Annotated in this window: 12 protein-coding genes; all 12 read left to right on the top strand. The window is 39.6% G+C overall.

The window, feature by feature from the left end:
- The first annotated feature begins 340 nt into the window (after nucleotides 1-340).
- The 12 genes from JET18_RS11330 (at nucleotide 341) to JET18_RS11275 (ending at nucleotide 13,150) form a co-directional block, all read left to right on the top strand.
- Nucleotides 341-1,867, top strand: coding sequence for a helicase HerA-like domain-containing protein (locus JET18_RS11330; protein ID WP_202091144.1), 1,527 nt, complete (start codon nucleotides 341-343; stop codon nucleotides 1,865-1,867).
- Nucleotides 1,868-1,903: 36 nt separating this feature from the next.
- Entirely contained in the window at nucleotides 1,904-2,254 is a 351-nt protein-coding gene (locus JET18_RS11325) for a hypothetical protein (protein ID WP_202091143.1), read from the top strand.
- A gap of 10 nt (nucleotides 2,255-2,264) precedes the next feature.
- Nucleotides 2,265-3,488, top strand: coding sequence for a 3'-5' exonuclease (locus tag JET18_RS11320; protein WP_202091142.1), 1,224 nt, complete (start codon nucleotides 2,265-2,267; stop codon nucleotides 3,486-3,488).
- A gap of 72 nt (nucleotides 3,489-3,560) precedes the next feature.
- Entirely contained in the window at nucleotides 3,561-4,235 is a 675-nt protein-coding gene (locus tag JET18_RS11315) for a hypothetical protein (protein ID WP_202091141.1), read from the top strand.
- A 234-nt stretch (nucleotides 4,236-4,469) separates the two neighbouring features.
- On the top strand, nucleotides 4,470-5,669 hold the full coding sequence (gene lysA / locus JET18_RS11310; RefSeq protein ID WP_202091139.1) for a diaminopimelate decarboxylase: 1,200 nt from the start codon (nucleotides 4,470-4,472) through the stop codon (nucleotides 5,667-5,669).
- A 45-nt stretch (nucleotides 5,670-5,714) separates the two neighbouring features.
- Nucleotides 5,715-6,128: a hypothetical protein gene (locus JET18_RS11305; protein ID WP_202091137.1), complete on the top strand. Its 414-nt coding sequence runs from the start codon at nucleotides 5,715-5,717 to the stop codon at nucleotides 6,126-6,128.
- A gap of 351 nt (nucleotides 6,129-6,479) precedes the next feature.
- Entirely contained in the window at nucleotides 6,480-8,213 is a 1,734-nt protein-coding gene (locus tag JET18_RS11300; RefSeq protein ID WP_202091135.1) for a thiamine pyrophosphate-dependent enzyme, read from the top strand.
- Nucleotides 8,214-8,439: 226 nt separating this feature from the next.
- Nucleotides 8,440-8,925, top strand: coding sequence for an energy transducer TonB (locus JET18_RS11295; RefSeq protein WP_202091134.1), 486 nt, complete (start codon nucleotides 8,440-8,442; stop codon nucleotides 8,923-8,925).
- 179 nt (nucleotides 8,926-9,104) lie between these two features.
- Nucleotides 9,105-10,541, top strand: coding sequence for a tRNA (N6-isopentenyl adenosine(37)-C2)-methylthiotransferase MiaB (miaB, locus tag JET18_RS11290; protein WP_202092552.1), 1,437 nt, complete (start codon nucleotides 9,105-9,107; stop codon nucleotides 10,539-10,541).
- A gap of 78 nt (nucleotides 10,542-10,619) precedes the next feature.
- The gene (locus tag JET18_RS11285) at nucleotides 10,620-11,063 is read left to right on the top strand and encodes a hypothetical protein (protein ID WP_202091133.1); all 444 of its coding nucleotides are present in this window, start codon (nucleotides 10,620-10,622) and stop codon (nucleotides 11,061-11,063) included.
- Nucleotides 11,035-11,832 (top strand): tetratricopeptide repeat protein, encoded by a 798-nt coding sequence (locus JET18_RS11280; RefSeq protein ID WP_202091132.1) that lies wholly within the window; start codon nucleotides 11,035-11,037, stop codon nucleotides 11,830-11,832. The genes JET18_RS11285 and JET18_RS11280 overlap by 29 nt, the downstream gene beginning before the upstream one ends.
- A 31-nt stretch (nucleotides 11,833-11,863) precedes the next feature.
- Complete coding sequence (locus JET18_RS11275; protein ID WP_202091131.1) at nucleotides 11,864-13,150, top strand: sigma-54 interaction domain-containing protein; 1,287 nt, start codon at nucleotides 11,864-11,866, stop codon at nucleotides 13,148-13,150.
- Nucleotides 13,151-13,158: the final 8 nt, after the last annotated feature.

The following is a 13,158-nucleotide window of genomic DNA, read 5'->3' as shown; positions in this document are numbered from 1 at the left end:
TTAGATGAATTGTAAACGAAATGTTAAATCCACGCGATAGTTTCTTTCAATATTCTGAGCAGGTAAGCTGTAAATACCTTTGTTTTCAAATAAAAAAGAGAGTACGCCGGATACTTATTTTACAGAATGTTTTTTATCATGTTACAGAAGTGAAAATATTTATGTAATGCCTTGTATGCAGTAATTCGGGGAGATCTTTTTTTCTCATGGTTTAAAATTTGCAGAGCATGGCTGTCAGGTAATTTTCCCGGATATGTTAACTAAGATTATTCCGGATTATCACTTTAATACCTGAATATTTTACAAAAACTTTTATATTTATATGTTAAAAAAAGATCAAATGGCAGATAAAGCACAATTTATTGAACAACTGAATACCAGATATACTCCGAAAGGAGAACACATTATACTCGGAAAAGGAATGCTGGACGGGGAAGTAGTTCCGGAAGTCAATGTCACGATTCCTTTGAAAACAATCAACCGCCACGGGCTTATTGCCGGGGCAACCGGAACCGGTAAAACGAAGACCCTTCAGGTTTTTGCAGAGCAGCTTTCTCACGCAGGCGTTCCATCCCTGGTTCTGGATATCAAAGGCGATTTTTCAGGAATTGCGGAAGCAGGACAGATGAATCCGGTGATTGAAGAAAGATATGCTAAAACCCAGCTTCCATACAATCCGCAGGCATTTCCTGTAGAATTAATGAGCATCTCCGGAGGAAAAGGAGTGAAGCTGAGAGCTACTGTTACGGAATTCGGGCCTGTTTTATTAAGTAAAATACTGGAACTGAATGATACCCAGCAGAGTATTATGTCTATTGTCTTTAAATATTGTGATGATAAAGGTCTTCCGTTAATTGATCTTAATGACTTAAAGAAAGTGCTGCAATATGTGACAGATAATGCTCAGGGAAAAGCTGAACTGGCTGCCAATTACGGCTCCATAGCTCCGTCTTCTCTGGGAGCGATCCTGAGATCCATCGTTGCCCTGGAACAGCAGGGAGCAGCTGATTTTTTTGGTGAACTTAGTTTTGATGTTCAGGATCTTCTTGAAACCAGAGACGGAAAAGGGGTGGTGAATATCCTCAGAGTAGCTGAAATTCAGAATAAGCCACAGCTTTTTTCCACCTTTATGCTTTCGCTTTTTGCTGAAATTTATATGACGTTCCCGGAAGAAGGGGACAGTGGAAAACCGAAATTAGTTCTGTTTATCGATGAGGCCCACCTGATTTTTGACGAATCTTCAAAAGCACTGCTTTCCCAGATAGAAACGATGGTAAAACTGATCCGTTCCAAAGGAGTCGGAATTTATTTTATTACCCAGATTCCAGGGGATGTTCCGGAAAATGTATTGTCACAGCTCGGTTTGAAAATCCAGCATGCGTTAAGAGGTTTTACAGCAAAAGATAAAAAAGAAATCAGCAAAGCCGTTGAAAATTATCCGACGACTGAATTTTACGATGCAGCAACTCTGATCCAGAATCTCGGAATCGGGGAAGCATTTGTGACCGCGCTGGATGAAAAAGGGATTCCAACACCGCTGGTTCATACCTATCTGATCTCTCCGGAATCCAGAATGGATGTCCTGAATGATGCAGAAATTTCAGAACTGACCGGGAATTCTGCCCTGGTAGCAAAATATGAACAGGCAGTTGATAAAGATTCAGCCTATGAAATACTGACCAACAGAATGGAGCAGGCCGCCCAAAACCCTGCGCCTACCCAGAAAACAAAACCGGTAAAAGAAGAACCGGGAATGTTTGAACAGGTCCTTCAAAGCAAGGCCGGAAGAACATTTACCAGTACGTTGATGCGTGAAGGCGCAAAAGCGATCCTCGGAATGTTCGGATTGGGTGGAAGAAGGAGGTAGAAAATTTAAAATTAATTTCATAAAAAATAATCTGCTATGAAAAGAGTATCAGCTTTTTATTGTATCGCGCTGGCCGTTTTGAATCTGGTGATGGACAGTATCAATGCCCGTTTTACTTTTTTTGATATATTTTTTGTTATTTTAGCAGGATTGCCTTTGCTGGTAAATAAAAAATGGCTGTATCAGTTATTTGGCGGAATACTTTCGCTGATGAGTCTGTACGTGCTTCTTGCGGTATTTCTCTCCCATATCAGAGATGTGCAGCAGATACAATTACAGCCGTTATGGACCTATGGCATGGGTTATGTACTAGGTTTCATAACCCTGTGTTCCGGGCTGATGATGGCAGGGCTTATTAATAGTAAAATAAAAAAAATAGCAGTATAACTACAATTCAATGTATTCGATTATAGATATAGAAAGTAATGGTGCAGGTTATAGAAATGAATGCATTATAGATATAGCCATCTACAGGTACGATGGCCAGAAAATTACTGACCAGTTTATATCTCTCGTTAATCCCGAAAGCGATATCACCCCTTTTGTACAGAAGCTCACCAGCATCACCCCAAAAATGGTGAAAACCGCTCCGAAATTTCATGAAATCGCAAAAAGAGTCATTGAAATTACCCAGAATACAACGCTTGTAGGACATAATATTGATTTTGATTACAGAATGCTTCGCCAGTCCTTCAAAAGGCTTGGATATGACTTTCAGATCAGTACGTTAGATACCATTCCTTTAGCCAAAAAAATGATTCCGGATGAGGTAAGCTACTCATTGGGGAAACTGGTGAAGTCTTTAGGAATTCCTTTGACCAATCACCACAGGGCTGACGGGGACGCCAGAGCAACATTGGAGCTCTTTAAACTTTTGGTTTCAAAAGATACTGAAAACGAGATTATTCAGAAGCAGCACGACGAAACCAATGCCAAAACATACATTAATAAAATCAAGATACTGACTCAGGATCTTCCCAACGATAAAGGATTTGTTTACTTTCAGAATGAGGCAGGAAAGATTATTCTGTCGGAATATGTTCAGGATATCAACAAGTTTTCAAAAAAAGTGTTCAATTCCAAATCCAAAAAATGGGAAACGCTTCAGAAAGATGTTGAACAGATCAATTATGAGCTTACCGGAACGGATATTATTGCAAAACTGATCCTTAATTCCAAAAATATTAAGAAAAGAGAAGCATTTCCGTTCGGGCTTTACTACAGAAATAATAAATACATTGTTGAAAAGAACAAGCTGAATAAAACGGAAAAACCGATTCTGAAATTCAGATCATTTACCCAGGGAACAAAAGCCGTTCAGTTTATCAGCCTGCAGGAAGAGTTTAACGACGTCAGTGTTTTCATGAAAAAGATTGATTTCAGAAAAAGAAATGAACTCTGGCTCGGACAGGGAAGAAAACTGGGCGAAAAGATGTTCCTGATCATTGAAAACGGGAAAATAATTTCTTACGGTTTCTATGACCTGTTTACGCAGATTCAGACGATGAGCAAGCTGGCAAAACTCAAAATAGATTTGCCTTTATCTTCCACAGATTTACATAATGACCTTCAGCTGGCATTATTACGGGGTGATTTCGAAACCTTACCGCTGCCGAAATAAAAATTTCTGATCAGAGGAGTCTCGATTTTTATTATATTCGGATTGATTTTCAGGTAATAAAAAAACAAAGCTATGATCCGTAAAAAATTATTAAGAGCTCTTGTATTGAGTGTTTTCACCTGTTTTTTATCTAAAGCACAGAAGATAACCTTAAAGGCTGCGGATGTTGTTCCATCTCAGGTAACCGTTAAAGAGGCAAAATATAAGAATAAAAATGCCCTGGTTTTAGACATTAAAGGCGAAGTGACCAATGAAAAGACATTGGCATTATTAAAAAATATCGATTTTCATAACGGAACCATTGAAGCAACAATTTCCGGGCAGCCCAACTCTACCGCCAGCGAAACGGCACGTGGGTTTGTAGGCATCGCTTTCCGGGTAGCGAAAGACATTTCCAAAATGGAAGTCTTTTATCTGCGTCCTACCAACGGGCGCGCCGATGATCAGGTTCGCAGAAACCACTCTACCCAGTATATTTCCTGGCCCGGGTATCCATGGGAAAAGTTAAGAAAAGAAACTCCGGAAAAGTACGAAGCTTATGTTGATATGGTGCCGGGTGAATGGACTAAGGTGAAAGTAGAAGTCAAAGGCGAGACGGCAAAACTGTATGTGAATGGAGCTTCCCAGCCAACACTGATCGTTAATGACCTAAAACAGGGCGGAAATCTCCGGGGAGGAATAGGACTTTGGATCGGTCCGGGTACACTTGGACATTTTACAGACCTTAAAATAACGAAAGAAGATTAGCATTAAAAGCAGGCTTATGGGGTGATTTTTCCTGAAGTGAAAAATAAGTAGTACTTTTGCACAAAATAATTAAAAAAGCAATGCAAAATTTTAAACAAATTAAAACCGGAAAAAAGGGAGCTGTAAAGTTCTCTAAGGTTTGGAATATTTAAAGAGTTGTCTTGCATAAAAAATAATCAATGCGGCAGACTCTTTTTTGGAAGAATCTGCCTTTTTTTATGTTAAAATCAAATTATGAATTCAAAAGAACTATTAAAGATTGCCAATGAGTTTGGCACCCCGGTGTACGTTTATGATGCGGAATCTATTAAAACTCAATACGAGAAACTTACATCTTCTTTTTTAAAACATACAAAGTTTTTCTATGCAGCGAAGGCATTGACGAACATCAATATCCTTAAGTATGTCAAGAACCTGGGTGCTTCTTTGGATTGTGTCTCTATTAATGAGGTTAAACTAGGGCTAAAAGCAGGATTCCCGAAAGAAAAGATACTGTTTACCCCCAATTGTGTTGACCTGGCTGAAATAGAGGAAGCAATGACTTTCGGAGTTCATATTAACATTGATAATATTTCTATTCTTGAGCAGTTCGGAAACAAATACGGAAATTCGTACCCGATCCTGGTAAGAATCAATCCGCATATTTTCGCAGGCGGAAACTATAAAATTTCAACGGGACATATCGACAGCAAGTTTGGTATTTCCATCCACCAGGTTCGTCATATCGAAAGAGTGATGAAAAGCACCAACCTGAATGTGGAAGGTCTTCACATGCACACAGGGAGCGAGATCAAAGATCCGGATGTCTTCTTACAGGCACTGGACATTATGCTTGAACTTTCAGAACATTTCCCTAATCTTAAATATCTGGACATGGGAAGCGGTTTCAAAATTCCTTACCAGGACAGTGAAGAAGAAACAGATGTGAAAACGTTAGGTAAGAAAGTAGAAAAAGTTATTTCGGAATTCTCAAAATCCACAGGAAAAAAATTCGAACTGTGGTTTGAGCCAGGGAAATTCCTGGTGGGAAAAAGCGGTTATCTTTTAGTGAAAGCGAATGTGATCAAACAGACGACGGCTACTGTGTTTGTAGGCGTAAATTCAGGATTTAACCACCTGATCCGTCCTATGTTCTATGATTCTTACCACCTGATTGAAAACCTGTCCAATCCCAAAGGAGCAGAAAGAATTTATACCGTGGTAGGAAATATCTGTGAAACCGATACTTTCGCATGGGACAGAAAGCTGAATGAAGTGAGAGAAGGTGATATTCTGGCGTTCCACAATGCCGGAGCGTACGGTTTTGAAATGAGTTCAAACTTCAATTCAAGACTAAAACCTGCTGAGGTGCTGTTCTTAGACGGAAAAGCACACCTGATCCGTAAAAGAGACGAGTTTGAGGACCTGTTGAGAAATCAGATCGAAATTTTGTAGATATAAGAGAAAGAATGTAATTTTAAAGAACCAAAAAATCAATTTATGAAAAAAATATTTTCAGTTTTAGCGGTTCTGGCCTTTACATTTTCTTTTTCGCAGACATTAGTGAAAATTAAATCAGATAAAAATCAGCTGAATGGTTCTTACCAGGGCGGGCAGGAAAAATTTGACAAAGATTTGGCGTTCAATCTTCAGCAAACCGGAAACAGTTTTCAGGTAACCGGCGATTTTACCTTGACTTTCAATGTGAGTGAAAAGGGAGAAGTTTCTGATGTAAAGCTTTTGCCGGCAGTTTTTGATCAATCTTTCGAAAGAGAAGTGAAGAGAGATCTTGTAAGAATGCAAAAACGTTTTACAAAAAATAAAAAAGAAAATATTTCTTTAGCTTTAAGTTTTTCAAGAAATATTCCTGATCAGGATGGGCGTATTAATTTCGCTGGTGACAGAAACAGATAAATATTTCATTTAATAATAAAGAGACTCTGCTGTAATGGCAGAGTTTTTTGTTTGAAAAAAGCGTAAATATTATTAAACCCATTAAGATCTCTCCAGAAATGAATGCTTAAAAAAATCGTCTGATTTTATCTTAATTATCCTTAATAACTTCAATTTCCTTAATGGTTTAAAAATTTTTCAGTACTATCGAAACGGAGGAATGTGTTGAAATTTTAATATAATCCAGGCATAGAAATTATAATTTATTAGCTAAATTTGAGAGAGAGAAGATTTTTTTAAGGCTAAAATCTCACCAATTCATATTCTCTTCAGTATTTCTCAAACGAAAACAAACACCAAAAAAGAATAATTATGGCGAAAAACATAGCAGAGCAGATTGTTGAAATGCTCGAAAATGCCCATGTGAAAAGAATTTATGCAGTAACCGGCGACAGCCTCAATCACCTTAATATTGCCGTTAAGAAAAGCAGTATTGAATGGATTCATGTGCGGCACGAAGAAGTGGGAGCCTATGCAGCCGCAGCAGAAGCGGAACTTGAAGGTTTTGCCGTATGTGCCGGAAGCTGCGGTCCGGGACATGTCCATCTGATTAATGGAGTGTATGAAGCCCATAAATCTCATATTCCGATGCTGGTCATTGCGTCCACGATTCCAAGCGACGAAATGGGGATGGATTATTTTCAGGAAACCAATACCATAAAACTCTTTGATGACTGCAGCTATTATAACCAGATGATCACAAGACCCGAACAGGTGCAGAGAACTTTACAGACGGCAATTCAGCACGCTATTTCCAAAAAAGGAGTGGCTGTGATCGGGCTTCCGGGTGATGTTTCTGAGTTGGATGCCGAAGAAGGAACGACTTCCACACAGATATTTAAAACCAACCCGGTGATCAGGCCTTCCGATGAAGAATTGAAACGTCTGGCTGCTTTGATTAATGAAAGTAAAAAGGTGACCCTGTATTGCGGAATCGGGGCAGAAGGAGCCAATGCTGAGGTCATTCAACTTTCAAAATTCTTAAAAGCTCCCGTAGGCTATTCTTTCCGCGGAAAAATGTCAATTCAGCCTAATAATCCTAATGAAGTAGGCCTTACAGGTCTTCTGGGATTTCCATCAGCTTACCACGCCATGCATGAAGCAGACCTTCTGATTATGCTGGGAACGGATTTTCCCTACCAGAAATTCATGCCCGTCAAAAATAAAATTGTACAGATCGACGAAAGTCCTGAAAGACTGGGAAGAAGAGCGAAACTTGAGCTGGGGCTGGCAGGCGATGTAAAAGAAACTATTAATGCCTTACTTCCGTTGCTTCAGGAAAAAACGGATGTTCACTTCCTTAATGAGCAGCTGGCATTTTATGAAAAAGTAAAAGAAAATCAGCTTGCCTATGTAAAAGACTTTGGAAAGGAAGATGCTATTCAGCCGGAATATGTAGCACATACTTTAGACCAGCTTGCTAAAAAAGATGCCATATTTACGGTAGATACGGGAATGTGTTGTGTATGGGGCGCCAGATTCATCACCGGAACCGGAGAAAGAAAAATGCTGGGATCTTTCAATCATGGATCAATGGCGAATGCAATGCCAATGGCTATAGGAGCTTCCCTGACGTATCCGGGAAGAGAAGTTATTGCCATGTGCGGCGACGGAGGGCTTTCGATGCTTCTGGGAGATATGGCAACGATCTTTCAGTATAAACTTCCCATAAAATTAATTGTTTTCAATAACAGAACTCTTGGAATGGTAAAGCTGGAAATGGAAGTAGGCGGAATGCCGGATAATGAAACGGATATGATCAACCCTGATTTCGCGATGGTAGCCCAGGCTATGGGATATCCGGGGAAAAACGTACACAAACCGGAAGAGGTGGAAAGTGCCATTAAAGAATGTCTGGCCTACAATGGGCCGTATCTGCTCAATATCTTTACAAACCCGAATGCATTGGCGCTTCCTCCGAAAATAGACTTTGACCAGGTTCTGGGAATGACGAAATCTATGGCTCAGCTCATGCTGGGAGGCAAGATGGAAGAGGTGCTGGATACGGTGAAGTCGAATTATAAACATATTAAAGGACTGTTGTAATTCCTTGTCAGGAAGCTTGAAGATGGAAGAGGGAGGTTATTGAAGGCAGCATCAGAACTATAGGGGAATTTTTATTAATTTATTTATAAGCTTCCCTGGTTTAAGTGTTGAAATACTGATGGTAACTTCCAGCTTCCCTCTTCCTTCTTCCAGTCATCATATCAATTTTCTCAGGTTAAATAATTAAATTTGCTATCATAATTTAATAACTAATGATTACGGTTCTATGAAAGCTTTTACATTATTTATAGCACTTCTTATAGGAAACTTCGCATGGGCACAGCAGGATGTGGAGGACAGAGATGATAATCCGATCGCAGAACTCAATAAAAACCTGTTGAAAATAGACATTAAGGAACCTCTTTTACAGGTTGCAGTAAAGAATTGTACAGATTTTAAACCCGCAGCGTTTGAAGGAGGAGTAGCCGTTTATAAGAAAACCCTGCAAAAATTTATGTACGATTATCTGAATTCGGATTTTTATGTATTGAACGGAGATTTTACATTTACCCTTACCGTTGATCAAACCGGAAAAGTCACCAATATTGAAGGAACGCCAAAAGTAGCCAACAGCGCGTACTTTTTTGATGATATGAAATATGTGGTAAGGCGCATCAAAAAAAACTGGATTCCGGCTTCGTGTGATGGAAAGCCCGTTACTTCACAGATCAAACTTAAAATGAATTTCTCTTCAATCGCGACAGATTTATAATGGTTCAGATGAAAAAAAACCTTTTAAACGCACGCCATTAAATTTCATCCTCCAAAATAATCTCCTGACAATCTGTCACAATATTTTGTATCTTTGCAGACTAATCTGTTCAGGATCTAAAATTCATCGCAAATGCTTTGGACTTTAAATGCTGGGCATTGAACTTTAAAACGATTATTGTGCAGGAAAAATATATAGACGAAACAAAACAGGGAGAAGCTTTTGCCATCGCTGAAAGGCCTGAGAACTCTAAAAAGCTGTTTTTAGAAAGCTATGGCTGTCAGATGAACTTTTCTGATTCCGAAATTGTTGCCTCTATTCTTAATGAGCAGGGGTATAATACCACCCTGAATGTAGAAGAAGCAGACCTGATTCTTTTAAACACATGCTCCATCCGTGAAAAAGCAGAACAGACCGTAAGAATGCGCCTTTCTCAGTTCAAAAGACTGAAAAAGGAAAGACCGGGCATGACGGTGGGGGTTTTAGGATGCATGGCAGAACGTTTGAAAACCAAATTCTTAGAAGAAGAGCAGCTGGTAGACCTTGTAGTAGGTCCTGATGCTTACCGGGATATTCCCAACCTGTTAAAAGAAACGGAAGACGGAAGAGATGCCATCAACGTGATCCTTTCAAAAGAAGAAACGTATGCAGATATCAACCCGGTTCGTTTAGGCGGAAATGGAGTTACAGCATTTGTAACCATTACAAGAGGATGTGATAATATGTGTACTTTCTGTGTGGTTCCTTTTACCAGAGGAAGAGAAAGAAGCCGCGATCCGCATTCAATTATTGAAGAATGTAAAAACCTTGCAGAGAACGGATACAAAGAAATTACCCTTTTAGGACAGAACGTAGATTCTTACTTATGGTATGGAGGAGGTCCTAAAAAAGATTTTGCCAAAGCTTCTGAAATGCAGAAGGCTACGGCTGTGAATTTTGCACAGTTGCTTGATCAGGTGGCTAAAGCAGTTCCTGAAATGAGAGTGAGATTCTCTACTTCCAATCCTCAGGACATGAGTCTTGATGTATTCAGAATGATTGCGAAACACGACAATATCTGTAAATACGTTCACCTTCCGGTACAGAGCGGCAGCAACAATATGCTTCTGGCGATGAACAGGCAGCACACCAGAGAAGAATATCTGGATTTAATAAAAAAAGCAAAGGAAATTGTTCCTGACGTTGCTTTTTCTCAGGATATGATCATCGGTTTCTGCAACGAGACTGAAGAAGATCATCAGGATACATTAAGCCTGATGAAAGAAGTGGAATATGACTACGGGTACATGTTTGCGTATTCCGAAAGACCGGGAACACCTGCACACAAAAAAATGGAAGATAATATTCCTGCCGATGTGAAGCAGAGACGTCTGGCTGAGGTGATAGCGCTTCAGGGTGAACTTTCCAGAAAAAGAATGGAATCTTACGTGGGAAGAATGCACCAGGTTCTGATTGAAGGAATTTCCAAAAAGAACAAAAACCAGTGGAAAGGAAGAAACTCCCAGAATGCAGTTTGTGTGTTCGATATGCTTGAAGGGCAGAAAATAGGTGACATTGTGGACATTTTTGTTTATGGCAACACCCAGGGCACACTTTTAGGGAGAACAGCGGAATAATTGAATATCTTGACAAAGGCGGTTTACTTTTTTGCATTATTTTCTTTTGTACTGATGTCCTGTCAGGCAGAGAAAAGCATGAGTAAATACCCCGCAACTGTTGGTGATATTGAATTTGATGACAAACTGGACGATCCGGATTTTAAAAAATGCAGCCCGGAAGAGAGATTGAGTCTTCAGTATTATCATGGTGAAAAGCAGTTTAACTATAAAGGCGAAAAACTGGCCATTATAGAAAAACTGGAAAAAGAAAAAATATCTTCCGAAACTATGATGAACGGCTATATTACCGTGAGATTTTTAGTAAATTGTGAAGGAAAAACAGGACTGTTCAGAGTTCAGCAGATGGATGCAGATCTGAAAGAGTCCGTTCAGGATAAAATTCTGGCGGAAAAGCTGTTGCGGTTTACAAAATCGCTCAACGGCTGGATTCCGAAAGATATAAAAGGTTTAAAAGCAGGCTATTATCAGTATTTAACCTATAAAATTGAAGATGGAAAAGTTTCAGAGGTATTACCTTAGCTTTTTATTGCTTATCGTTTACACCAATACTATTGCGCAGGTCAACTGTAATGCAGTAGAGGGTGAGAACTGCAAAAAAGCTTGTGAGCTGTACAACTGGGCTTCAGACAGACAGGGCAGCCGGGAATCTCAGGAAGCTTTTGATAAAGCGATCGGCCTGTGTCCGGATTTCTCCAATGCTTATATGGAAAAAGCTGTTCCATATCTTAAAAACGGAGATTTCTTAACCTGGAAAATACTTATAGACAAAGCAGTTGCTGTAGATCCTAAAATGCATCTGGGCTACAGAGGCTGGTGCAAATTCCAGTTTCTGGGTGATTACACTGGAGCAGTTCAGGATTTAGAGGAATTTAAAAAATATTATCCGGAAGATCTGGGAAGATCCTTAAACGGAGATTATCATCTGGATGTGGTGAGAGCCATGTCTTACAGTGCTTTAGGGCATAAAGCTAAAGCCGCAGGGATTATTGAAAAGCTTCTGGCATCAAAAGGCTATTTTAAAGGAATGTACGACCACTACCAGCTGGGAGTTACTTACTTTGAACTGGGCAGATACGACAAAGCTTCAGAACATTTTGAAAAGCAGAGCAAAGAAAATGACTTTGCCGAGAATATATATTTTAAAAGTAAAGTTTCCAAGATCAGAAACAAAGATTATTTAGATTTAAAAAAGTTAGCATTGAGAACTTATGATGAGGGCAAGACCATGAAAGATGTGTATACCCATCACTTTAACAAAGTCTACAGAAAACAGATCGAGCAGCTGTAGATGATTAAATCAATAATCAAAAATTTACTTTATGAGCAACGAGTTACAAAATATAAAGAACCGCTTTGGCATCATCGGAAACTTTCCTGTCCTGAACAGGGCCCTGGAAAAAGCCATTCAGGTGGCACCCACTGATATTTCCGTTCTGGTGATCGGAGAGAGCGGTGTAGGGAAAGAATTCATCCCGAAAATCATCCATTCAGAATCCAAAAGAAAACATCAGCCTTATATTGTGGTCAATTGCGGAGCGATTCCGGAAGGAACCATAGATTCCGAATTATTCGGTCACGAAAAAGGAGCGTTTACCGGAGCTACGGCGACCAGAAAAGGGTATTTTGAAGTAGCAGACGGCGGAACCATCTTCCTGGATGAGGTAGGAGAACTTCCCCTGCAGACCCAGGTCCGTCTTTTGAGAGTTCTGGAAAGCGGTGAATTTATGAAGGTAGGTTCCTCACAGGTTCAGAAAACCAATGTAAGAATTGTGGCGGCTACCAACGTTAATATGATGAAGGCCATTCATGACGGAAGATTCCGTGAAGACCTGTATTACCGTTTAAATACCGTTCAGATCGATATGCCTCCTTTAAGAGACCGAAAAGGAGATATTCACTTGCTGTTCAGAAAATTCTCTATAGATTTTGCCGAAAAATACAGAATGCCTGAGCTGCAGCTGGAGCCAGGCGCAGTACATTATATTGAAAATTATGGTTTTCCCGGGAATGTCCGCCAGCTGCGAAATCTGGTAGAGCAGATGACCGTGGTGGAAAGAAACCGCGAAATAACAGTTGAAAAGCTGGCAGAATATATTCCAATGGAGACCCATCTTCCTATGGTGGTGAACAATCAGGGTGCTCAGAAGCAGAATGATTTCGGAAGCGAAAGAGAAATTATGTATAAAATTCTCTTCGATATGAGAAGCGATATTAATGATTTAAAATCACTAACTTCAGAACTGATAAAAAACAGAGGAACAGCAGATCTCAGCAATCAGGAAAAGAATCTGATCAATAGGATTTATTCTGCGGAACAGGCTCAGCCCGTAAGCCAGAATTCACTGCTGTATTTTGAGGATAAATCTCCTGTGGGACAGTCTGCACCCACTATTATTTCAAATTCTGACGACAGCTATGAAGACATCGAAGAAATAGAAATAGAAGAAAACAGACCGGAATCCCTGTCCCTTCAGAACAATGAAAAAGATCTGATCATCAAAGCGCTGGAAAAGCATAAAGGACGCAGAAACAGAGCGGCGGACGAACTTGGAATTTCACAAAGAACTTTATACAGAAAAATAAAACAATATAACTTAGAAGACTAAAAAAACAG

This window comes from Chryseobacterium endalhagicum (genome assembly GCF_016745235.1).
Classification (GTDB): Bacteria; Bacteroidota; Bacteroidia; order Flavobacteriales; family Weeksellaceae; genus Chryseobacterium; species Chryseobacterium endalhagicum.
Note: the sequence above shows the minus strand (reverse complement) of the source record. Positions and strands in the feature narration are given on the sequence as shown.

Coding starts and splice junctions, on each gene's coding strand:
- lysA (WP_202091139.1), top strand. CDS start 4,470: ATGAATTCAAAAGAACTATTAAAGATTGCCAATGAGTTTGGCACCCCG.
- JET18_RS11305 (WP_202091137.1), top strand. CDS start 5,715: ATGAAAAAAATATTTTCAGTTTTAGCGGTTCTGGCCTTTACATTTTCT.
- JET18_RS11275 (WP_202091131.1), top strand. CDS start 11,864: ATGAGCAACGAGTTACAAAATATAAAGAACCGCTTTGGCATCATCGGA.
- JET18_RS11330 (WP_202091144.1), top strand. CDS start 341: ATGGCAGATAAAGCACAATTTATTGAACAACTGAATACCAGATATACT.
- JET18_RS11300 (WP_202091135.1), top strand. CDS start 6,480: ATGGCGAAAAACATAGCAGAGCAGATTGTTGAAATGCTCGAAAATGCC.
- JET18_RS11295 (WP_202091134.1), top strand. CDS start 8,440: ATGAAAGCTTTTACATTATTTATAGCACTTCTTATAGGAAACTTCGCA.
- JET18_RS11315 (WP_202091141.1), top strand. CDS start 3,561: ATGATCCGTAAAAAATTATTAAGAGCTCTTGTATTGAGTGTTTTCACC.
- JET18_RS11280 (WP_202091132.1), top strand. CDS start 11,035: ATGGAAAAGTTTCAGAGGTATTACCTTAGCTTTTTATTGCTTATCGTT.
- JET18_RS11285 (WP_202091133.1), top strand. CDS start 10,620: ATGAGTAAATACCCCGCAACTGTTGGTGATATTGAATTTGATGACAAA.
- JET18_RS11325 (WP_202091143.1), top strand. CDS start 1,904: ATGAAAAGAGTATCAGCTTTTTATTGTATCGCGCTGGCCGTTTTGAAT.
- JET18_RS11320 (WP_202091142.1), top strand. CDS start 2,265: ATGTATTCGATTATAGATATAGAAAGTAATGGTGCAGGTTATAGAAAT.